We start from the raw sequence: 19,107 nt of genomic DNA, 5'->3' as shown, positions 1-19,107 counted from the left end.
GCCCCGCGGGCGCCCCCCGCGGGGGGGGGGGGTGGGGGGGGGGGGGGGGGGGGGGGGGGGGGGGGGGGGGGGGGGGGGGGGGGGGGGGGGGGTGGTGTGGGCGCGCGGAGCGCTGCCCGCGCACCCACGGAGGGGGAAGGGAGGGGGTGCCCGGGTGGCCGCGATGGGAGGCGGGGCTGTGGGGGTGGTCCGGGATACTGGGGCCATGAGGCTGACCGAGTTCTGGCGACGGATGTATGCGCACTTCGGGGAGGGGTATGCGGAGTCGTTCGCGTCTGATCATGTGATGAGTGAGTTGGGTGGGAGGACGGTGCGGCAGGCGTTGGAGGCGGGGTGGGAGGCCAAGGACGTTTGGCGGGTGGTGTGTGAGACGCAGGGGGTTTCGGCGTTGCTGCGCTGAGCGGCCGTCGCGGGGCGGTGGGTCAGACTGTCCGGGTGACTACGAGTGGTGAGCGGGAGCGCCTCGGCGAGGCGGTGCGGGGTGTCGAGGGGGAACGGGCGGGGCGTGGCGGGGTGTTGTGGGGCGGGATGCCGCCCTGGTTGCCGCGGGCGATGGTGTTGTTCCTGGTGCTGGTGGGGTTGTTCCAGCTCGCGGACTGGGCCTTCCGGCAGCTGATCGATCTGTTCGTGATGCTGTTGGTGGCGTTCTTCCTGTCGTTGGCGCTGGAGCCGGCCGTGGACCGGATGGCGGCGCGAGGGGTGCGCCGGGGGGTGGGGACCTTCCTGGTGTTCGTGGCGGTCGGGGTCGCGGTGGTGGGGTTCCTCGCCGCGCTCGGCACGTTGTTGGTGGACCAGGTGGCGAAGATCGCGGGGGACATGCCGCACCTGGTCGACAATCTGATCGGCTGGGTCAACCGGACGTTCCACCAGGACCTCTCGCTGGGTGAGTTGCAGAAGCGGCTGCTGAAGGACTCCGGGACGATCGAGGGGTACGCCCAGCAGGCCGCGGACAACGTCTGGGGCGTCTCCTCGACGCTGATCGGCGGGCTGTTCCAGACGTTCACCGTGGGGCTGTTCACCTTCTACTTCACCGCCGAGGGGCCGCGGGTCCGGCGAACGGTGTGCTCGCTGCTGCCGCCCGCAAGGCAGGCGGAGGTGCTGCGGGCCTGGGAGATCGCGCTGGCCAAGACCGGCGGCTACCTGTACTCCCGGGCGGTGCTGGCGGTGGTGTCGGCGGCCGGGCACTGGGTGATGTTCGCGCTGATCGACCTGCCGTACTCGGCCGCGCTGGCCATCTGGGTCGGCGTCATGTCGCAGTTCGTGCCGACCATCGGGACGTACCTGGCGGGCGCGCTGCCGGTGTTGGTCGCCCTCACCGTGGAGCCGGTGGACGCGTTGTGGGTGCTCGTCTTCACGGTGGTCTACCAGCAGGTCGAGAACTACGTGCTGCACCCGAGGATCACCGCCAGGACGGTGGACGTGCACCCAGCGGTGGCCTTCGGCGCGGTGATCGCGGGGGCGGCGCTGCTGGGGGCGGTGGGCGCGCTGATCGCGATCCCGGCGGCGGCGACCTTGCAGGGCTTCGTCGGGACGTACGTGCGGCGGTACGAGGTGGCCACCGATCCGCGGATCGACCGGGGCGAGCAGCGGCGGGCCCGGCGGGAGCTGCGCCGGGAGGCGGCGCGGCGGCTGCGCCGGATGGTCGGCGGCGACGGGGAGTGACGGACGGTGCGGGGCGGGCGGCGGGGAGTGACCCGGCCGACCCGCCCCGCGGCGCGTTCGGACCTGCGAAGCTTGAATCGAACAGTTGTTCTTTGTACTCTCCGGCGAGGAGTTTTCCACAGGCGGAGCCGGGTGGGGCTCGTTTGTCAGTGGGACGCGCTAGCGTCGATGACGATGAAGCGCACAGCACAGAACCCGAGGGAAAAAGCCATGGCAGGTACGGACCGCGAGAAGGCCCTGGAGACCGCGCTCGCCCAGATCGAGCGGCAGTTCGGCAAGGGCTCGGTGATGCGCCTCGGTGAGAAGGCGAACGAGCCGGTCGAGGTGATCTCCACCGGGTCCACCGCCCTGGACGTCGCCCTCGGGGTCGGCGGCATCCCGCGCGGCCGAGTGATCGAGATCTACGGCCCCGAGTCCTCCGGTAAGACCACTCTGACCCTGCACCTGGCCGCCAACGCCCAGCGGGCCGGCGGCACGGTCGCCTTCGTCGACGCGGAGCACGCGCTCGACCCCGAGTACGCCAAGAAGCTCGGCGTGGACACCGACGCCCTGCTGGTCAGCCAGCCGGACACCGGTGAGCAGGCCCTGGAGATCACCGACATGCTGATCCGCTCCGGCGCGATCGACCTGGTGATCATCGACTCGGTCGCGGCCCTCGTCCCGCGCGCCGAGATCGAGGGTGAGATGGGCGACTCGCACGTCGGTCTGCAGGCCCGCCTGATGAGCCAGGCGCTGCGCAAGATCGCCGGTGCGCTGAACCAGTCGAACACCACCGCCATCTTCATCAACCAGCTGCGCGAGAAGATCGGCGTGATGTTCGGCTCGCCGGAGACCACGACCGGTGGCCGGGCGCTGAAGTTCTACGCCTCGGTCCGGCTGGACATCCGCCGGATCGAGACCCTGAAGGACGGTACCGAGGCGGTCGGCAACCGCACCCGCGTCAAGGTCGTCAAGAACAAGGTCGCCGCGCCGTTCAAGCAGGCCGAGTTCGACATCCTCTACGGGATCGGCATCAGCCGCGAGGGCGGCCTGATCGACATGGGCGTCGAGCACGGGTTCATCCGCAAGTCCGGCGCCTGGTACACCTACGAGGGTGACCAGCTCGGCCAGGGCAAGGAGAACGCCCGCAACTTCCTGCGCGACAACCCGCAGCTCGCCGACGAGATCGAGCGGAAGATCAAGGGCAAGCTCGGCATCGGCCCGAAGACCGAGGAGCCGTCCGAGGCCGCGCCGGAGGCCGCCGCTGCCGACGGAGCCGCGAAGCCGATCACCGCGACCGCCGCCAAGACGGCCGCGGCGAAGAAGACGGCGGCGGCTGCCAAGGCCTGAACCGTTGACGCAGTACGACACGGTGGGCGGTGGCCCGGCGGGCCCCGAGGACGACGACTACGGGCCGCCGGACTGGTTCGCCGCGGTCGCGGAGGAGCCCGAGCCCGATCCGCGACCGTCGGCGGGCGGGCCGCGGGCGCGCTCGCAATCCCGTCGGGGGCGGCGGGAGCGCGCGACCACCACGCAGTGGGCGTCCGGGCCGTGGGAAGCCGGCCCGGAACCGGAGTTCGACCGGACTCCTGCCCGGGAGCAGCCGACGGGGACCCCGGTCGAGGCACTCGGCCTGGTCTCCGCCTCCGAGCTGCCCACCGGCCGCCGTCGGCGTCGCTCGGCACTGGCCGAGGAGACGGAGGCCACGGACGGTGCGATGCCCGGGGAGCGGGATCCGGGCGGGGCCGAGGCGGCCGGTCACGGGGGTGTGGCCGCCTCGCCCGCCCGAACGCGCCGCGGCCGTCGGAGCGCGCGCTCGGAGGAGGGACTGCCGGACGAGGAGGCGGGCACTGCCCGTACCTCCCGCAGGCGGGCCGAGGAGGAGGCCGATCCGGAGAACCGCGCCCGGGACATCTGCCTGCGGCTGCTCACCGGCGCGGCCAAGTCCCGCAAGCAGCTCGCCGATGCCCTGCGCAAGCGGGAGATCCCGGAGGACGTCGCCGAGGAGGTGCTCACCCGGCTGGAAGAGGTCGGGCTGATCGACGACGCCGCCTTCGCCGCGGCCTGGGTGGAGTCCCGGCACGCCGTGCGGGGCCTGTCCCGGCGGGCGCTGGCCCAGGAGCTGCGCACCAAGGGCGTGGCGGCCGACCTGGTCGAGCAGGCCCTCGCCCAGCTCGACCACGACGACGAGACGGACGCGGCCCGGGCGCTGGTCGAGCGCAAGCTGCGGTCCACCTGGGGACTGGACCCGCAGGTCCGCACCCGGCGGTTGGTCGGGATGCTCGCCCGGCGCGGCTACTCCGAGGGGCTGGCCTTCCGGGTGGTGCGCGGCGTGCTGGAGGAGGAGGCGTCCGGTGAGCCGCCCGGGACCGGGTGGGAGTAGCGGAGGTCCGGCATGTTTCTTGGTCCGAACCTGGGCAAGTCTTGACCCTTTCGTGACCCGCACCTAGCCTCGCACTCAGTGCGGGGCCGCTTCCGGACGTGCCCCGCGCAGTGACGGCCCGCGCAGGCACGGCCCGCGCAGGCACGGCCCGCGCAGGCACGGCCCGCGCGGGAACGGGGGAGTGGGCGGATGAGGATCTCGTCGGGCACCGACACGGGCGCAGTCCTGGTGCCGGTCGTCGGGGCGGGCGTCGCCGTCCTGCTGGTGCTGGCGGCGTTGGCCGTGGTGATCGGCCGGCTGCGGGCCGCGCAGCGGCAGGCCTTGGCGGAGGCCGAGCAGGGCCGCCGACGGGCCGAGGAGCAGGCCGCCCGGCAGCGGGCCGAACTCGCCCGGCGCGAGGAGGACCTGGCCGAGGAACTGCGCCGGCTGCGCCACCGGGAGGACGAACTCGCCGAGCGTTCGGCCGAGTTGGAGCGCTCCCGGAGCGAGGTCGAGGCGCTGGCGGCCCGTCGGGCGGCGGCGCTGGAGCGCGCCGCCGGGCTCTCCGCCGAGCAGGCGCACGCACAACTCCTGCGCGAGGCCGAGGAGTCGGCCCGGCGGGAGGCGGCTGTCACGGTCCGGGAGATCGAGCGCGTGGCGAAGGAGGAGGGCGAGCGCCGGGCCCGGGACATCCTCGCCGGGGCTCTCCAGCGGCTGGCCTCGGAGCAGACCGCGGAGACCGCCGTCACCGTCTTCCGGCTGCCTGGCGAGGAGATGAAGGGCCGGATCATCGGCCGCGAGGGCCGCAACATCCGCGCCTTCGAGGCGGTCACCGGCGTCAACCTGATCATCGACGACACCCCCGCCTCGGTGCAGCTCTCCTGCTTCGACCCGGTCCGCCGGGAGGTCGCCCGGCTCACCCTGGAACAGCTGGTCGAGGACGGCCGGATACAGCCGAGCCGGATCGAGCACGTCCACGAGCGCAGTCGGTCGGAGGTCGAGCAGCGCTGCGTACGGGCCGGCGAGGACGCCCTGCTGGACGCCCGGGTCGGCGGGATGCACCCCGAACTCGTCCGTACCCTGGGCTCCCTGCGCTACCGAGCCTCCTACGGGCAGAACGTGCTCGGGCACCTGCTGGAGTCCGCGCACCTGGCCGGGATGATGGCTGCCGAGCTGGGGGTGGACCCGGAGCCGGTGCGCCGGGCGGCGCTGCTGCACGACATCGGCAAGGCGCTCACCCACGAGGCCGGGGGCAGCCACGCGGCGGTCGGCGCGGACTTCGCCCGGCGGTACGGGGAGTCGCCCGAGGTGGTGCACGCGATCGCCGCGCACCACGGCGAGGTCGAGCCCCGTACGGTGACGGCCGTGCTGACCCAGGCCGCGGACGCCTGCTCGGGCGGGCGGCCGGGGGCGCGCAAGGAGTCGCTGGAGCTGTACGTGCGGCGGTTGGCCAGGCTGGAGGAGATCGCGCGCTCGCACCCGGGGGTGGCCGAGGTGTACGCGATGCAGGCCGGGCGCGAGGTGCGGGTGATGGTGCGGCCGGACGCGGTGGACGACCTCGGTGCGGAGCTGATCGCCCGCGAGGTGGCCCGGCAGGTCTCGGCGGAGCTGTCCTACCCGGGCCAGATCCGGGTCACGGTGGTCCGGGAGAGCCGGGCCACGGCGGTCGCCGGCTAGCTCGCGGAGTCCACCTGCTGGGGCTCCGGGGTCGCTTCCGGCTCGGGCTCCGGCTCGGGCGGGGCCGCGATCGGGGCCGGGCCGCCGCGGGCGCGGTCGGCGAGTGCCAGGAGGTCCTCGGCGGCGGCGCCCTGGGTGACGCCGACCAGGTGGCCGTCCGGGCGAATCAGCAGCACGGTGTGCGGTCCGGCGCCCGGGTACTCCTCGGTGACCAGCACCTCGGCGGGCACCGGCAGCGCGGCGGCGGCCTCGGCGAGCCGGGGCATCAGCCCGGCGCCGAGCCAGTGCTCGGCCGACCAGACCGCGGTGCCGGGCGCGACCAGCAGCAGCAGGAAGGCGGCGCCGAGCCGGGCGTGCAGGTGGTCCGGGGTGCCGTCGGTGGCGAGCACCGGCAGGTCCGGGACGAGCACGCCGGGTGCGGTGGCGGGCAGCAGCTCGCTGAGCGAGGTCACACCGCGCGCGCCGCGCTGCACCGGTACCCGGCCGGGCACTCCGGAGGGCGCCGCCGGGTAGGCGGGTGCGCCGCCGAACCGTCCGGTGCCCAGCTGGCCGTCGGCGAGCAGCGGGGCGTGCTTGCGGAAGCCGCCGACCAGCAGCGAGCGCCGGGTCTGCTGCCAGCCGCGCAGCGGGCGCAGCAGGGGCATGGACTGGTCGACGGCGCGCAGCCGGGCGCCGACCGCGCCGCGGCGTTCGGCCTCGTAGCCGTCCAGCAGGGAGCCGCCGGGCTGGGGGCCGCCGGAGTGGAGGTGCCAGGCGAGGGCGAGCCGCCAGGCGAGGTTGTCGGCGTCGCGCAGCCCGTCGGCGAGGTTCTGCATGCCGAGTGCGCCGTGCAGGTGGGCGGCGTCGCCGGCCAGGAAACAGCGGCCGCTGCGGAAGCGGGCGGCGAGGCGCTGCTGGGCGGTGTGGTCGGCGGCGGCGAGCAGCTCGTAGCGGGGGAGTTCGCCGCACCAGCCGGTGAGGGTGGAGGTGACCCGGGTGAGCAGGGTGTCGCCGGTGACGATGCCGGGCCAGGTGGCGTGCGGGTCGACCTGTTCGGTGGGCGCGGGCCGGCCGGGCGGCAGTCGCCAGTCGAGCCGCCAGACGCCGTCCGGAAGCGGGCGGGCGGTGGCCTCGCGGTCGCCGCGCCACGGGGGTTCGCGGTGCAGCCGGGCGCCGTCGAAGGGCAGGTCGACCCGGACGGTGGCGATGGCGTTGCGGTCGACGGCCGGGCGGCCGGGGAAGCGGATCCTCAGCAGTTTGCGGACGGTGGAGCGGGCGCCGTCGCAGCCGACCAGGTGGCTGCCGCGCCACCAGGTGGTGGAGCCGTCCTGGGTGCCGTGGGTGCGGACGCTGACCCCGTCGCGGTCCTGTTCGAGCTCGACGACCCGGTTCAGCGGGACCAGCCGGACCAACGGGGTGCCGGTCAGGGCGTCGCGCAGGCCGCGCTGGAGGCGGTGCTGGGGGAGGTGGAAGGTGGGCGCGTCGGTGAGGTCGATCCGCAGCACCTCCTGGCGGCGCCGCCAGATGGCGAAGGAGTCCCACAGCGCCGAGTCGGAGACGGCCCGGGAGTAGCCGATCCGGGTCAGGAAGGCGGTGGCGTCCGAGCCGAGGACGAGGCTGCGGGGGCCCTCCGGGCAGAGCCCCGAGCCCTCGTCCAGGACGATGGTCGGCACCTCGTGCCGGGCCAGCGCGAGGGCCAGGGCCAGACCGACCGGTCCGGCCCCGACCACGATCACCGGGTCCATGCGGGGACCTCCGGGCACGAACCGGCCCATGGGCCGGCGTCAGTTACCGCTGCCGCATATGCCGCGTGGATGCTCCCGGGAGGTGTCACGAACAGCAATGCAACAGTTCACCTGCGTGTCCGTCAAGCAGCAGCTGAAGTGCGCCGGTTCGCGCCGCGACGGCCGCGTGCTTCGATCCACCGCGCGAGCGCGGTCAGCAGCAGGCACAGGAGGATGTAGATCGGCGCGATCACCAGCACCACGGGGATGTAGGGGAAGCCCGCGGCGTTCATCGGCTGGCTGGCGATCTTCTTGCCCATGAACAGCAGCTCGTTGTACGTGATGATGTAGCCGAGCGAGGTGTCCTTGAGGGTGACGACCAGCTGGCCGATCATCGACGGCAGCATCGAGCGGACGGCCTGCGGCACCAGGATGGTGGACATCACCTGGGTCTTGCGCATCCCGAGGGCGTACGCCGCCTCCCCCTGGCCGCGCGGGACGGCGTTGACGCCGCTGCGGATGATCTCGGCCTGGACCGAGCCGTTGTAGAGCGTGAGGCCGAGCACCAGCGCCCACATCGGGTCCTTGGCGAAGAACGCGTAGTAGAGCGCGACGATCAGGATCAGCAGCGGCATCGCCCGGAAGAACTGGACGATCGCGGTGCAGACCCAGCGGACCGGCCTGTGGTCGGAGAGCGTCCCGGAGGCCAGCAGCGCGCCCAGGGTGAGCGAGAAGGCGGCCGCCAGGCCGAAGGCCTTCAGGGTGGCCAGCAGCCCGTCCACGATCATCTGCTGGACGAAGTTGTACTGGAACGGGTCCCACAGGTCGGCGTCGAACTGGCCGTTGTCGGCGAGCGCGCTGACGACGTACCAGAGGAGCCCCGCGATGCCGAGCAGCGAGAGGACGCCGAACAGCCGGTAACGGGCGCGGGTCCGGGGGCCGGGGATGTCGTAGAGGACGCTCGCCGAGCCCTGCCGCTGGAACAGGTTCATCGGGCCACCGCCAGTCGGGATTCCAGGAAGCGGAAGAAGGAGGCGACCGTCGCACTGATCAGCAGGTAGGCGCAGGCCACCCAGAAGAAGATCGAGAAGATCGAGTAGCCGCGCTCGGAGAAGGTCTGCTGGGCGCTGTACAGCTCGCTGACGCTGAACGCGCCGGCGATCGCCGAGTTCCTCGGCAGTGCGATGAACACGCTGCTCATCGGGCCCAGCACGGTCCGGGAGGCCTGCGGGAGGATCACCAGGCTGAGGGTCTGGAAGAAGCTCATGCCGAGGCTGCGGGCCGCCTCCGCCTGGCCGAGCGGCACGGTGTTGATGCCGGAGCGGATCACCTCGCAGACGAACGAGGCGGTGTACCCGCCGAGCGCCAGCACCGCGAAGGTGAGGTGGCTGAAGTGCACCCCGAGCGGTGGCAGGCCGAAGGTGACGGCGAAGAACAGCAGGGTCAGCGGTGTGTTGCGGAACAGCGTCACCCAGGTGGTGCCGAAGGCGCGCAGGACCGGCACCGGGGAGACCCGGAAGGCCGCCAGCAGGGTGCCCAGCAGCAGGGCGAGCAGGGCGCTGAGCGCGCTCAGCTCGATCGTCTGCAGGAAGCCGTCGCGGAACAACGCGAAGTTGTCCTGCTCGAACAGGAACCCCATCCGGCGGCCCTCCTCTCACAGATGGTCGGGAAGCGGGGGTGGATCAGTAGCGGTCGAGGGTCGGGATCGCCGGAGCGGCCGAGCCGGACGCGCCCAGGGTCGCGTCGTAGGCCTTCTTCCAGTCGCCGTTGTCCTCGTGGGCCTTGAGGGCGTCGCTGATCGCGTCGCGCAGCGCCTTGTCGTCCTTGTTCAGGCCGACGCCGTAGTTCTCCTTGGTGAACGGCTTGCCGACCACCTTGAGCTTGGGGGCGTACTTGGAGGCGTAGCCCTTGAGGATCGCGTCGTCGGTGGTGACCGCGTCGACCTCGCCCGACATCAGCTTCTCGACGCAGGCCGAGTAGGTGTCGAACTGGGTGATCTTCGGGTTGTACTGCTTGATGTTCTGGATCGAGGTCGAGCCGGTGGCGGTGCAGATGTTCTTGCCGCTGATGCTGTCCGGGCCGGTGATCGAGGTGTTGTCGCTCTTCACCAGGAAGTCCTGGCCGGCGATGTAGTAGGGGCCGGCGAAGGAGACCGTCTTCTTGCGCTCGTCGTTGATGCTGTACGTGCCGACGTAGAAGTCGATCTGGCCCTTGGCGATGGCCGGCTCGCGCTGCGAGGAGACCAGGGTCTGCCACTTGATCTGCTGCGGGGTGAAGCCGAGGTCGGCGGCGACCATCTTGGCGATCTCGATGTCGAAGCCGCTGCGGTCGCCGCTGGCGACGTCCTCCCAGCCGAGGTTCGGCTGGTCGGCCTTGGCGCCGATGATCAGCTGGCCGCGCTTCTTGGCCTCGGCGATGACCGGGGAGTCGACCTTGACGTCGGTCTTGACCGTGTAGGTCGGCAGCGCCGGGGCGTTGCTCGCGCTCGCCGCGTTGGAGGCGGGGGTGCCGTCCTTGCCGCAGGCGGCGGTGGCGGTGAGCGCGACGGCACAGAGCGCCACGGCGAGGGTGCGGGAAGTCCTCATGAGGGTTGTACTCCTGGGGATGGGCCACGGTGTCGACCGGGCTCTGGCGTCTGGAAGTCGTGCACGGGCAGGGCCGTCCGCCACCGTTGCCGGAGGCGGCCCCGCGTGGTCTCGAAGCGTCAGTGGTGCAGGATCTTCGAGAGGAAGTCCTTGGCGCGGTCGGAGCGCGGAGCGGTGAAGAACGCGTCCGGGGTGTTCTGCTCGACGATCTTCCCGTCGGCCATGAACAGCACCCGGTTGGCGGCGGAGCGGGCGAAGCCCATCTCGTGGGTGACGACGACCATCGTCATGCCGTCGGCGGCCAGCTGGCGCATGACCTCCAGCACCTCGTTGACCATCTCCGGGTCGAGCGCGGAGGTCGGCTCGTCGAAGAGCATCACCTTCGGCTTCATCGCCAGCGCCCGGGCGATCGCCACGCGCTGCTGCTGGCCGCCGGAGAGCTGGGCGGGGTACTTGTCCGCCTGAGCCCCGACGCCGACCCGGTCGAGCAGCTCCCGGGCGGTCTTCAGGGCGTGCGAGCGGAGCACCTTGCGGACCTTGACCTGGGCCAGGACCACGTTCTCCAGCACGGTCTTGTGCGCGAACAGGTTGAAGCTCTGGAACACCATGCCGACCTCGGCGCGCAGCCGGGCCAGCTCCCGGCCCTCGGCGGGCAGCGGTCGGCCGGACAGGGTGATCGTGCCGGAGTCGATCGTCTCCAGCCGGTTGATCGTCCGGCAGAGCGTCGACTTGCCCGACCCGGACGGGCCGATCAGCACGACCACCTCGCCCTGCTTGATCTCCAGGTCGATGTCCTGCAGGACGTGCAGCGCGCCGTAGTGCTTGTTGACCTTGCTCAGCACGACCAGCGGGGCGGCTGCGGGGGTGGAGTCCTCGACCGGGCTCTCGGTCATCGCGCCTGCTCCCTCATGTGTCGAACTGGGTCGTTTCATGCCTGCCCGGAAGTTCCAACTCCCTTGGGTGGCAATGGTGGTGCGAATCCGGGAGCCGCGACCGGCGGAGCCGCAGCCCCCGGTGGGGCGACCTTAGGAGCGCTGACGGTGCCCCGTCAGCCGATCTGAGCGGAACTTGAGGATCACGAAACGGCCACACGATGCGTACGGACTGTTCGCGAGGGTGTCGACGGGGCATGTCACAGCGGGAATCCGCGCCGGTGCTCGCCGTCCCCCACGAGCCCGGTGGGCGGTCGAGCCTGGCGCCGGGCCGCCCGCTGGCCCATACTGCGCAGGACCGGGCCCCGAACGGATCGGCCCGGCGATCACGTGGGGGAGGGAGGAGAACGGGATGCGACTGCTGCTCGTCGAGGACGACGAACGCGTGGCCGCGGCACTGGTCGCGGTGCTCGGCCGGCACGGCTTCCAGGTGCGGCACGCCCGCAGCGGGCACGAGGCGCTGGACGCCCTGGTGCCGGACGGCAACGAGCCGTACCGCGTCGTGCTGCTCGACCTCGGGCTGCCCGACCGCGACGGCTTCGAGGTGTGCAGCCGGATCCGGGCCGGCAGCGGTGTGCCGGTGATCATGGTGACCGCCCGCGCCGACATACGCTCCCGGATCCACGGCCTCAACCTGGGCGCCGACGACTACGTCACCAAGCCGTACGACATGGGCGAGCTGCTCGCCCGCATCCACGCGGTCGCCCGCCGCGGCGCCCAGCCTTCCTCGGTGGCGGTGCCCTCGCCCGACGCCGTACCGCAGCAGCGCGGCCCGCTGGAGTCCCGCGGCATCCGGATCGACCGGGAGCGCCGCCGGGTCAGCGTGGGCGGCCGCGACGTGCCGCTCACCCGCAAGGAGTTCGACCTGCTGGCGCTGCTCGCCCAGAGCCCCGGCGTGGTCTACCGGCGCGAGCAGATCTTCAGCGAGGTCTGGCGCAGCGGCTGGGAGGGCAATGGCCGCACCCTGGAGGTGCACATCGGCTCGCTGCGCAACAAGCTCGCACTGCCGGGCCTGGTCGAGGCCGTGCGCGGCGTCGGCTACCGGCTGATCCCCGACTGCCCGACCTCCACCGCGGCCGACCAGGCCCCGTCCGCCCCCGCGGAGCACTGACCGCACGTGCGCACCCGCCTGCTCGGCATCCTGATCGCCCTCATGCTCTGCGTCCTGGCCGCCCTGGGGCTGCCGCTCGCGGCGGCGTTCGCGGCGGCCGAGCAGAGCCGGGTGGTGGTCGACCGGCTCGACGACGCCGCCCGCTTCGCCCAGGACCTGCCCACCTCGGGCGCCGCCGCCCTGGACTCCGCGCTCAAGGCCGACCCGGAACCCGCCCCCGGCGACCTCAGTCGGCGGCACGCGATCGAAGCCGAGGTCCAGCGCTACTTCGACCTGTACGGCGTGCGCCTGGGCATCTTCCAGCGCGACGGTGCACCGATTGCGGTGGCGCCCGCCGACTGGCGGCTGCCCGCCGTCGGCTGGGGCGCCCAGGCCTTCCAGGAGGCGCTGGACGGGCGGCGCAGCCACAACCCGCCGCAGGTCTGGCCGTGGACCGAGGACCGGACGATCACCGTCGCCGCCCCGGTGGTGCGCGACGGCGACGTGGTCGCGGTGGTGCTGAGCGAGTCCCCGGCCGGGGCGCTGCGGGCCCGGGTGCTGCACAAGTGGCTGGTGCTCGCCGGCGGCGAGGCGGCCGCGATGGCCGTCGCCGTGCTGCTGGCCGTGCGGCTCACGGAGTGGGTGCTGCGCCCGGTGCGCACCCTGGACCGGGCCACCCACGACATAGCGACCGGACGGATGGCCGCACGGGTCGCGCCCGGCGGCGGACCACCCGAACTCCAGCGGTTGGCACGCTCCTTCAACGAGATGGCGGACCACGTGGTGCACGCCATGGACCAGCAGAAGGCCTTCGTCGCGGACGCCTCGCACCAGCTGCGCAACCCGCTCTCGGCCCTGCTGCTGCGGGTCGAGGTGCTCGGCCTGGAACTGCCCGAGGGCCACGAGGAGGAGCTCGGTGGCGTCCGCGAGGAGGGCTCCCGGCTGGCCCGGGTGCTGGACGACCTGCTCGGGCTGGCCACCGCCGAGCACGCCCGCCCCGCACCCGAGCAGACCGACCTCGCCCGGCTGACCCTCGCCCGGGTGGACGGCTGGCGGCCGGTGGCCGAGCAGCGCGGGATCGACCTGCGCTGGGAGGGCCCGGCACTGGCGATCGGCATGGCGGACCCGATCGGCTTCGGCTCCGCGCTGGACGCCGTCCTGGACAACGCGCTCAAGTTCGGCCCGTCCGGCAGCCAGGTGCGGCTGCGGGTCGCGGTCCGCCGGGACGAGGTCGCGGTGACCGTCAGCGACGCCGGGCCGGGCCTGACCGAGGACGAGCTGTCCCGGGCCGGGGACCGGTTCTGGCGCAGCCCGCGGCACCAGAACGTGGACGGCTCCGGGTTGGGCCTGTCCATCGCCCGCACCCTGCTGGCCGCCGGCGGCGGCTCGCTCGGCTTCGCCCCGGTCGATCCGACCGGTCTCGCGGTGACCCTCGCGGTGCCGCGGCCGGAACAGCCTTGAGACCGGTCCCCTACGGTTTCACCGATCGGTAGTAGCGCGCCGCGCCCACGTGCAGCGCCAGCGGGTCGGTGTAGACGGCGGTGCGCAGGTCGACCAGCTGGGCGGCGTGCACCTGGGCGCCGATCTGGTCCCGGCTGTCTATCACCGCCCGGGTCATGCCCTCCACCAGGCCCGGGTCCACGTCGTCCCGGGTGACCAGCAGGTTGGGCACGGCCATGGTGGCGACGGGATCCTTGGGCTCGGCGTTCGGGTAGGTGCCCTTGGGCATGGTGGCGGCCCGGTACGCGTCGACGCCGTCGCCCTCCGCCTTGTGCAGCGCCTCGGACAGGTCGGCCAGCGGGACGACCCGGATCCGGAAGTGGTCGGAGAGGTCGGTGAGCGCGCTGGTCGGCAGACCGCCGGACCAGAAGAAGGCGTCCAGCTTGCCCGCGCGCAGCTCGTCCGAGCCGTCGCTGACGCCCGCCGGGACGGCGGTGACGTCGTGGTCCGGGTCCAGGCCCGCCGCCGACAGCAGCCGCCTGGTCACCAGGTTCACCCCGGACCGCGGCAGGCCGACGCCGACCCGAAGGCCCTTGAGGTCGGCGGTGCGGTGCACCGGGGAGTCGGCCGGGACGATCAGCTGCAGGTAGTCGTCGTACAGCCGGGCGATCGCCCGCAGCCGGTCCTTGCCCGGGCCCTGGTAGGCGGCGACCGCGTCGGCGGTGGCGATGGCGAAGGTGTCCTGGCCGGTGATCACCCTGGTCAGGTTCTCCACCGAGCCGTCGGTGCTGTCCAGGGCCAGCCGCATCCCCGGCATGGTCTGCGACACGTGGGCCTGGAGCAGTTGCCCGTACCGGTCGTAGACCCCGCGCGGGACGCCGGTGGCGAAACGGGTCTCCCCGCGCGGGTACCCGGGCGAGCGGCCCGCCGACAGCCACCAGCCGCCGAGGCCGGCGACCAGCAGCACCAGCACCAGCACCGTCCGCCACAACGGGCTGCGGGCCGCGCGGCGGACGGCGGCGCCGAGACGTGACGGATCGGTGGGGGTCATGCAGGGATACTGCCAGGCGCCCCGGCCGAACGGGAGGGGAACGGCTCGGCGAAGCTCCGGGCCCGGCCCGGCGAAGCTCCGGAAAAACCGGCTCGCGGCTGCCCGTACCCTGGTCTGGTGAGCGGTGAGAGCGGATTGAAGAGCTACAAGGTCGTCACGCACGGCTGTCAGATGAACGTCCACGACTCCGAGCGGCTGTCCGGCCTGCTGGAGGACGCCGGGTACGTCAAGGCCGGCCCGGACGGCGACCCGGACCTGGTCGTGTTCAACACCTGTGCGGTGCGCGAGAACGCCGACAACAAGCTGTACGGCAACCTCGGGCAGCTCGCGCCGGCCAAGAGCCGCCACCAGGGCATGCAGATCGCCGTCGGCGGCTGCCTGGCGCAGAAGGACCGCGAGACCATCGTCAAGCGCGCCCCCTGGGTCGACGTGGTGTTCGGCACCCACAACATCGGCCACCTGCCGGCGCTGCTGGAGCGGGCCGCCGTCGAGCGCAAGGCCCAGGTCGAGATCCTGGAGTCGCTGGAGACCTTCCCCTCCACGCTGCCCACCCGCCGCGAGTCCGCGTACGCGGCCTGGGTCGCCATCTCGGTCGGCTGCAACAACACCTGCACCTTCTGCATCGTCCCCGCGCTGCGCGGCAAGGAGGAGGACCGCCGACCCGGCGACGTCCTCGCCGAGATCGAGGCGCTGGTGGACGAGGGCGTCATCGAGGTGACCCTGCTCGGCCAGAACGTCAACGCCTACGGCTCCGACCTGGGCGACCGCGAGGCCTTCTCCAAGCTGCTGCGCGCCGCCGGCCGGATCGAGGGCCTGGAGCGGATCCGCTTCACCTCGCCGCACCCGCGCGACTTCACCGACGACGTGATCGCCGCGATGGCCGAGACCCCGAGCGTGATGCACCAGCTGCACATGCCGCTGCAGTCCGGCTCCGACCGCGTCCTCAAGGCGATGCGCCGCTCCTACCGGCAGGAGCGTTTCCTCGGGATCATCCGCAAGGTGCGCGAGGCGATGCCGGACGCGGCCATCTCCACCGACATCATCGTGGGCTTCCCCGGCGAGACCGAGGAGGACTTCGAGGAGACGATGCACGTCGTCCGCGAGGCCCGCTTCACGAACGCCTTCACCTTCCAGTACTCCAAGCGCCCCGGCACCCCCGCCGCGGAGATGGCGGACCAGGTGCCGAAGGAGGTCGTCCAGGCCCGCTACGACCGGCTGATCGCCCTCCAGGAGGAGATCTCCTGGGACGAGAACAAGAAGCAGGTCGGCCGCACCCTGGAGGTCCTGGTCGCCGAGGGCGAGGGCAAGAAGGACGACCGGACCCAGCGGCTGTCCGGGCGCGCGCCCGACAACCGGCTGGTCCACTTCAGCAAGCCGGAGGAGCCGGTGCGCCCGGGCGACATGGTGACCGTCGAGATCACCTACGCCGCCCCGCACCACCTGCTGGCCGAGGGCCCGGTGCTCGCGGTGCGCCGCACCCGGGCCGGCGACGCCTGGGAGAAGCGCCAGGCCAAGCCCGCCGACAAGCCGGCCGGCGTGATGCTCGGCCTGCCGAAGATCGGCGCCCCGGCCGAGCTGCCGCTGGCCGCCCCGGCGGGCGGCGCCTGCTGCGGCGACTGACGCCCGTGCCCTGACGGCGGCCCGGTGGGAGCGTTGGTCTCCCACCGGGCCGCCGTCGTCGGGAGCCGCTCGGGTCCTGCTGAGGGGATCCGGACGGCAGGCCCTAGAGTGATCGGCATGCTGGTAGCCGCCGCCGTGTGCCCCTGTCCGCCGCTGCTCGTCCCCGAGGTCGCCGCCGGGGCCGCGCCCGAGCTGGACGCTCTGCGCGCCGCCTGCGACGAGGCGCTGGCGGCGCTGGTCGCGGCAGAGCCGCAGCTGGTCGTGGTGGTCGGTGCCGGTCCGGAGGCCGAGGTGTGGACCGAGGGCGGGGCCGGGTCCTTCCACCGCTACGGCGTGCCGCTGGTCGCCAAGCTGCCCGGAGCGCGGGTCGAGGGCCCCGAGCTGGCGCCCTCGCTGACCGTCGGCGCCTGGCTGCTGGAACGCGCCGGGGTGACCCTGCCGACGCACGCCTGCGCGGTGCCCGCCGACGCCCCCGCCGACCGGATGCTCGGCCTCGGCCAGGGCCTGGCCGGCCTCGCCGACCGGGTCGCCCTGCTGGTCCTCGGCGACGGCAGCGCCTGCCGCTCGCTGAAGGCGCCCGGCTACCTGGACGAGCGGGCCGAGGGCTTCGACGCCGCCCTGGCCGCCGCCCTGGGCGCCGCCGACCTGCCCGCCCTCGCCGCCGTCGACCCGGCCCTGGCCGCCGAGCTCAAGGCCGAGGGCCGGGCGCCCTGGCAGGTGCTGGCCGGTGCCGCCGAGGGCGCCGGCCTCACCGCGCGGCTGGGGTACCAGGACGCGCCGTACGGCGTCGGCTACTTCGTGGCGTCCTGGTCCTGACCGGTCACGGCTGCGGGGGCCGGGGGGTCTGACCCTCCTCGCCGCCCGGCTTCGGCTTGTGGGCGAAGTCGCCGACCGCGTCCTTGGCCCTTCCGGCGCCGTGCTCGATCTTGTCGCTGTACTTGCCCTTGGTGGCCTTGTCGATCGCACCGCCGGCCTTGTCCACGATCTGCTCGATCTGGTCGCTGTGCTTGCCCGCGAGCTCGCTGGCCCTCTCCTTGAGCTCCTCGGCCTTGCCCTTGAGGTTGTCCATCAGACCCATGACGATCTCCTTCGTTCCCTGTCTCCGGCACAACGCGCGCGCCTGGTAAAGAGTTCGCAAAATCGACGCTCGGCTGCGGAAACGTCCGGAGACGGTCCGGGGAACAGTCACATCCTCGCGCAGTCGCCGGCGGGCGGCAGCCCGGCCCCGGGCGCCGCGGCGGTTTGCGAGACTGGAGCGGTGAGCAGCTCCCGTGTGATCAGCATCGTCGGCGCGACCGCCGCCGGAAAGTCCGACCTGGCCGTCGCCATCGCCCGCAGCCTCGGCGGCGAGGTGATCAACACCGACTCGATGCAGCTGTACCGGGGCATGGACATCGGCACCGCCAAGCTGACCATGGACGAGCGCGGGGGAGTGCCGCACCACCTGATGGACGTCTGGGACGTCACCGAGGCCGCCAGCGTCGCCGAGTACCAGCGGCTGGCCCGGGCCGAGATCGACCGGCTGTTCGCCGCCGGGCGCACCCCCGTCCTGGTCGGCGGCTCCGGGCTGTACGTCCGGGCCGCGATCGACGAGATGGAGTTCCCCGGCACCGACCCCGGGGTGCGCGCCCGGCTGGAGGCCGAGCTGGAGCAGGCCGGCCCGTACGCGCTGCACCGGCGGCTGGCCGAGCTGGACCCGGCCGCCGCCGAGGCGATCCTGACCGGCAACGGGCGGCGGATCGTCCGCGCCCTGGAGGTCATCGAGATCACCGGGCGGCCCTTCACCGCCAACCTGCCGAGCAACACCGCCGTGTACGAGGCGGTGCAGATCGGCGTGGCCGTCCCCCGCCCCGAACTGGACGAGCGGATCACCCTGCGGGTCGACCGGATGTGGGAGGCCGGACTGCTGGACGAGGTGCGGGAGCTGGAGGAGGCCGGGCTGCGGGAGGGCCGCACCGCCTCCCGGGCGCTGGGCTACCAGCAGGTGCTCGCCCACTTCGCGGGCGAGTGCACCGAGGACGAGGCGCGGGCCGAGACGGTCCGGGCCACCAAGCGCTTCGCCCGCCGTCAGGAGTCCTGGTTCCGCCGGGACGACCGCATCCACTGGCTCTCCCGACCGGCCGGCACCGACCCGGTCGAGTTGCTGGAACGATCCCTCGAACTGATCGGCCGTCAGCAAGGGCAGGGCGCATAGGGCCCGTGTGCGAACTCCTGCCCTCGGGAGTTCGCACACGGGCCCCGGGGGCGCGTTCCGGCCAATCCGGCGGTGCACCTGCGCGCGCAGGTGACCGTGCAGAACGCACCGGGGGTCACGGCCCGATCACGTGATGGCCACGGATCACCCGAGGACCCCGGTCAGGCCCCGAACGTCCCCTCTGGACATGCCATCATCGATGCCATAAGGGTCGGCCCGGGCGGGTCGACCGTGCCCGGCCGCGAGTCCGCTCGTGTCGAACTGTCAGGGGAGGCCGTGTGTCGACCGGTACCGGCCCCGAACCCGGCCAGAGCGGTGGCGTCACCGCACCGGCCGAGGAGTTCGACGAGTCGACGATGGGCGACCTCCCCGTGCTGACCGGCCTGGAGGCGCCGACCTCCTACGCCTCCGCGGTGCCCGCGCTGGACACCCGCACCCCGCCGGACGCCGCCGTGCACGAGCGGGAGATCCGGCCACTGCGCCGGCTGCGGTGGTGGCAGACCCTGCCGATCGCCCTGCTCGGCACCCTCGGCTCGCTGATGTTCGCCTTCCCGCTCGCCTTCGGCTCGGCCGGGGCGCGGGCCACCATGGTCGGCATGCTCGGGCTGCTGTTCACCGCCGCCTCGTTCGGCTGGGGCGCGATGGCCGCCCGGCACGCCGGCTACAAGTGGCCCGGGCTGCCGCGCCGGGGCTCCGGGCGGCGGGCAGGCTGGAAGGCCATCGTGGTCTACACCCTGATCGCGCTGGCCGCCTGCGTGCTCGCGGTGTGGCGGGTCGCCTACCTGCGCTGAGGGGTTCGCCGGACCTCCATA

The 19,107-nt window shown here is 73.0% G+C and carries 18 protein-coding genes; 11 read left to right on the top strand and 7 right to left on the bottom strand.

Annotated elements, in window-relative coordinates; all coding sequences use genetic code 11:
* Nucleotides 1-205: 205 nt before the first annotated feature.
* The 5 genes from ACH4J0_RS37280 to rny all read left to right on the top strand — a co-directional run bounded on the left by ACH4J0_RS37280 (nt 206) and on the right by rny (nt 5,680).
* Complete coding sequence (locus tag ACH4J0_RS37280; protein WP_030285284.1) at nt 206-400, top strand: DUF3046 domain-containing protein; 195 nt, start codon at nt 206-208, stop codon at nt 398-400.
* A gap of 35 nt (nt 401-435) precedes the next feature.
* Nucleotides 436-1,662 carry an AI-2E family transporter gene (locus ACH4J0_RS37275; RefSeq protein WP_396245624.1) on the top strand — a complete coding sequence of 409 codons (1,227 nt, stop codon included), beginning with the start codon at nt 436-438 and terminating at the stop codon, nt 1,660-1,662.
* Between the two features lie 210 nt (nt 1,663-1,872).
* Nucleotides 1,873-2,991: a recombinase RecA gene (gene recA, locus ACH4J0_RS37270; RefSeq protein ID WP_396245623.1), complete on the top strand. Its 1,119-nt coding sequence runs from the start codon at nt 1,873-1,875 to the stop codon at nt 2,989-2,991.
* 4 nt (nt 2,992-2,995) lie between these two features.
* On the top strand, nt 2,996-4,024 hold the full coding sequence (locus ACH4J0_RS37265; RefSeq protein WP_396245622.1) for a regulatory protein RecX: 1,029 nt from the start codon (nt 2,996-2,998) through the stop codon (nt 4,022-4,024).
* A 189-nt stretch (nt 4,025-4,213) separates the two neighbouring features.
* Complete coding sequence (gene rny, locus ACH4J0_RS37260) at nt 4,214-5,680, top strand: ribonuclease Y (RefSeq protein ID WP_396245621.1); 1,467 nt, start codon at nt 4,214-4,216, stop codon at nt 5,678-5,680.
* Here the strand turns inward: rny and ACH4J0_RS37255 are convergent.
* From ACH4J0_RS37255 to ACH4J0_RS37235, 5 genes are all read right to left on the bottom strand, one after another.
* The gene (locus tag ACH4J0_RS37255) at nt 5,677-7,404 is read right to left on the bottom strand and encodes an FAD-dependent monooxygenase (protein ID WP_396245620.1); all 1,728 of its coding nucleotides are present in this window, start codon (nt 7,402-7,404) and stop codon (nt 5,677-5,679) included. The two genes, rny and ACH4J0_RS37255, sit on opposite strands and share 4 nt — an antisense overlap.
* 122 nt (nt 7,405-7,526) lie before the next feature.
* Nucleotides 7,527-8,375, bottom strand: a complete 849-nt coding sequence (locus ACH4J0_RS37250) for an amino acid ABC transporter permease (protein ID WP_396245619.1) — start codon at nt 8,373-8,375, stop codon at nt 7,527-7,529.
* The gene (locus ACH4J0_RS37245; protein ID WP_396245618.1) at nt 8,372-9,022 is read right to left on the bottom strand and encodes an amino acid ABC transporter permease; all 651 of its coding nucleotides are present in this window, start codon (nt 9,020-9,022) and stop codon (nt 8,372-8,374) included. The genes ACH4J0_RS37250 and ACH4J0_RS37245 overlap by 4 nt, the downstream gene beginning before the upstream one ends.
* A gap of 43 nt (nt 9,023-9,065) precedes the next feature.
* Entirely contained in the window at nt 9,066-9,968 is a 903-nt protein-coding gene (locus ACH4J0_RS37240) for a glutamate ABC transporter substrate-binding protein (RefSeq protein WP_396245617.1), read from the bottom strand.
* A gap of 119 nt (nt 9,969-10,087) precedes the next feature.
* Nucleotides 10,088-10,861 carry an amino acid ABC transporter ATP-binding protein gene (locus ACH4J0_RS37235; protein ID WP_396245616.1) on the bottom strand — a complete coding sequence of 258 codons (774 nt, stop codon included), beginning with the start codon at nt 10,859-10,861 and terminating at the stop codon, nt 10,088-10,090.
* 391 nt (nt 10,862-11,252) lie between these two features.
* Between ACH4J0_RS37235 and ACH4J0_RS37230 the strand changes: the two genes are divergently transcribed.
* Both ACH4J0_RS37230 and ACH4J0_RS37225 read left to right on the top strand, forming a co-directional pair.
* A complete protein-coding gene (locus ACH4J0_RS37230) occupies nt 11,253-12,011 on the top strand; it encodes a response regulator transcription factor (RefSeq protein WP_396245615.1) in 759 nt (252 codons plus the stop codon).
* 6 nt (nt 12,012-12,017) lie between these two features.
* Nucleotides 12,018-13,451 carry a sensor histidine kinase gene (locus tag ACH4J0_RS37225; protein WP_396245614.1) on the top strand — a complete coding sequence of 478 codons (1,434 nt, stop codon included), beginning with the start codon at nt 12,018-12,020 and terminating at the stop codon, nt 13,449-13,451.
* A 10-nt stretch (nt 13,452-13,461) separates the two neighbouring features.
* On the opposite strand, the gene ACH4J0_RS37220 is transcribed toward ACH4J0_RS37225, so the two are convergent.
* The gene (locus ACH4J0_RS37220; RefSeq protein WP_396245613.1) at nt 13,462-14,481 is read right to left on the bottom strand and encodes a TAXI family TRAP transporter solute-binding subunit; all 1,020 of its coding nucleotides are present in this window, start codon (nt 14,479-14,481) and stop codon (nt 13,462-13,464) included.
* Between the two features lie 117 nt (nt 14,482-14,598).
* Between ACH4J0_RS37220 and miaB the strand changes: the two genes are divergently transcribed.
* A complete protein-coding gene (gene miaB / locus ACH4J0_RS37215; protein WP_396245612.1) occupies nt 14,599-16,101 on the top strand; it encodes a tRNA (N6-isopentenyl adenosine(37)-C2)-methylthiotransferase MiaB in 1,503 nt (500 codons plus the stop codon).
* A 117-nt stretch (nt 16,102-16,218) separates the two neighbouring features.
* The gene (locus tag ACH4J0_RS37210; protein ID WP_396245611.1) at nt 16,219-16,917 is read left to right on the top strand and encodes a class III extradiol dioxygenase subunit B-like domain-containing protein; all 699 of its coding nucleotides are present in this window, start codon (nt 16,219-16,221) and stop codon (nt 16,915-16,917) included.
* 4 nt (nt 16,918-16,921) lie between these two features.
* Here ACH4J0_RS37210 and ACH4J0_RS37205 read toward each other — a convergent pair whose 3' ends face one another.
* Nucleotides 16,922-17,179, bottom strand: coding sequence for an antitoxin (locus ACH4J0_RS37205; RefSeq protein ID WP_396245610.1), 258 nt, complete (start codon nt 17,177-17,179; stop codon nt 16,922-16,924).
* A 180-nt stretch (nt 17,180-17,359) separates the two neighbouring features.
* On the opposite strand from ACH4J0_RS37205, the gene miaA reads away from it, so the two are divergent.
* Entirely contained in the window at nt 17,360-18,295 is a 936-nt protein-coding gene (miaA, locus tag ACH4J0_RS37200) for a tRNA (adenosine(37)-N6)-dimethylallyltransferase MiaA (RefSeq protein ID WP_396245609.1), read from the top strand.
* 278 nt (nt 18,296-18,573) lie between these two features.
* On the top strand, nt 18,574-19,086 hold the full coding sequence (locus ACH4J0_RS37195; RefSeq protein ID WP_396245608.1) for a hypothetical protein: 513 nt from the start codon (nt 18,574-18,576) through the stop codon (nt 19,084-19,086).
* Nucleotides 19,087-19,107: the final 21 nt, after the last annotated feature.

The organism is Kitasatospora sp. NPDC017646, assembly GCF_044329365.1.
GTDB lineage: Bacteria > Actinomycetota > Actinomycetes > Streptomycetales > Streptomycetaceae > Kitasatospora.
The sequence above is the reverse complement of the archived record's forward strand: the minus strand, read 5'-3'. Positions and strand labels throughout refer to the sequence as shown.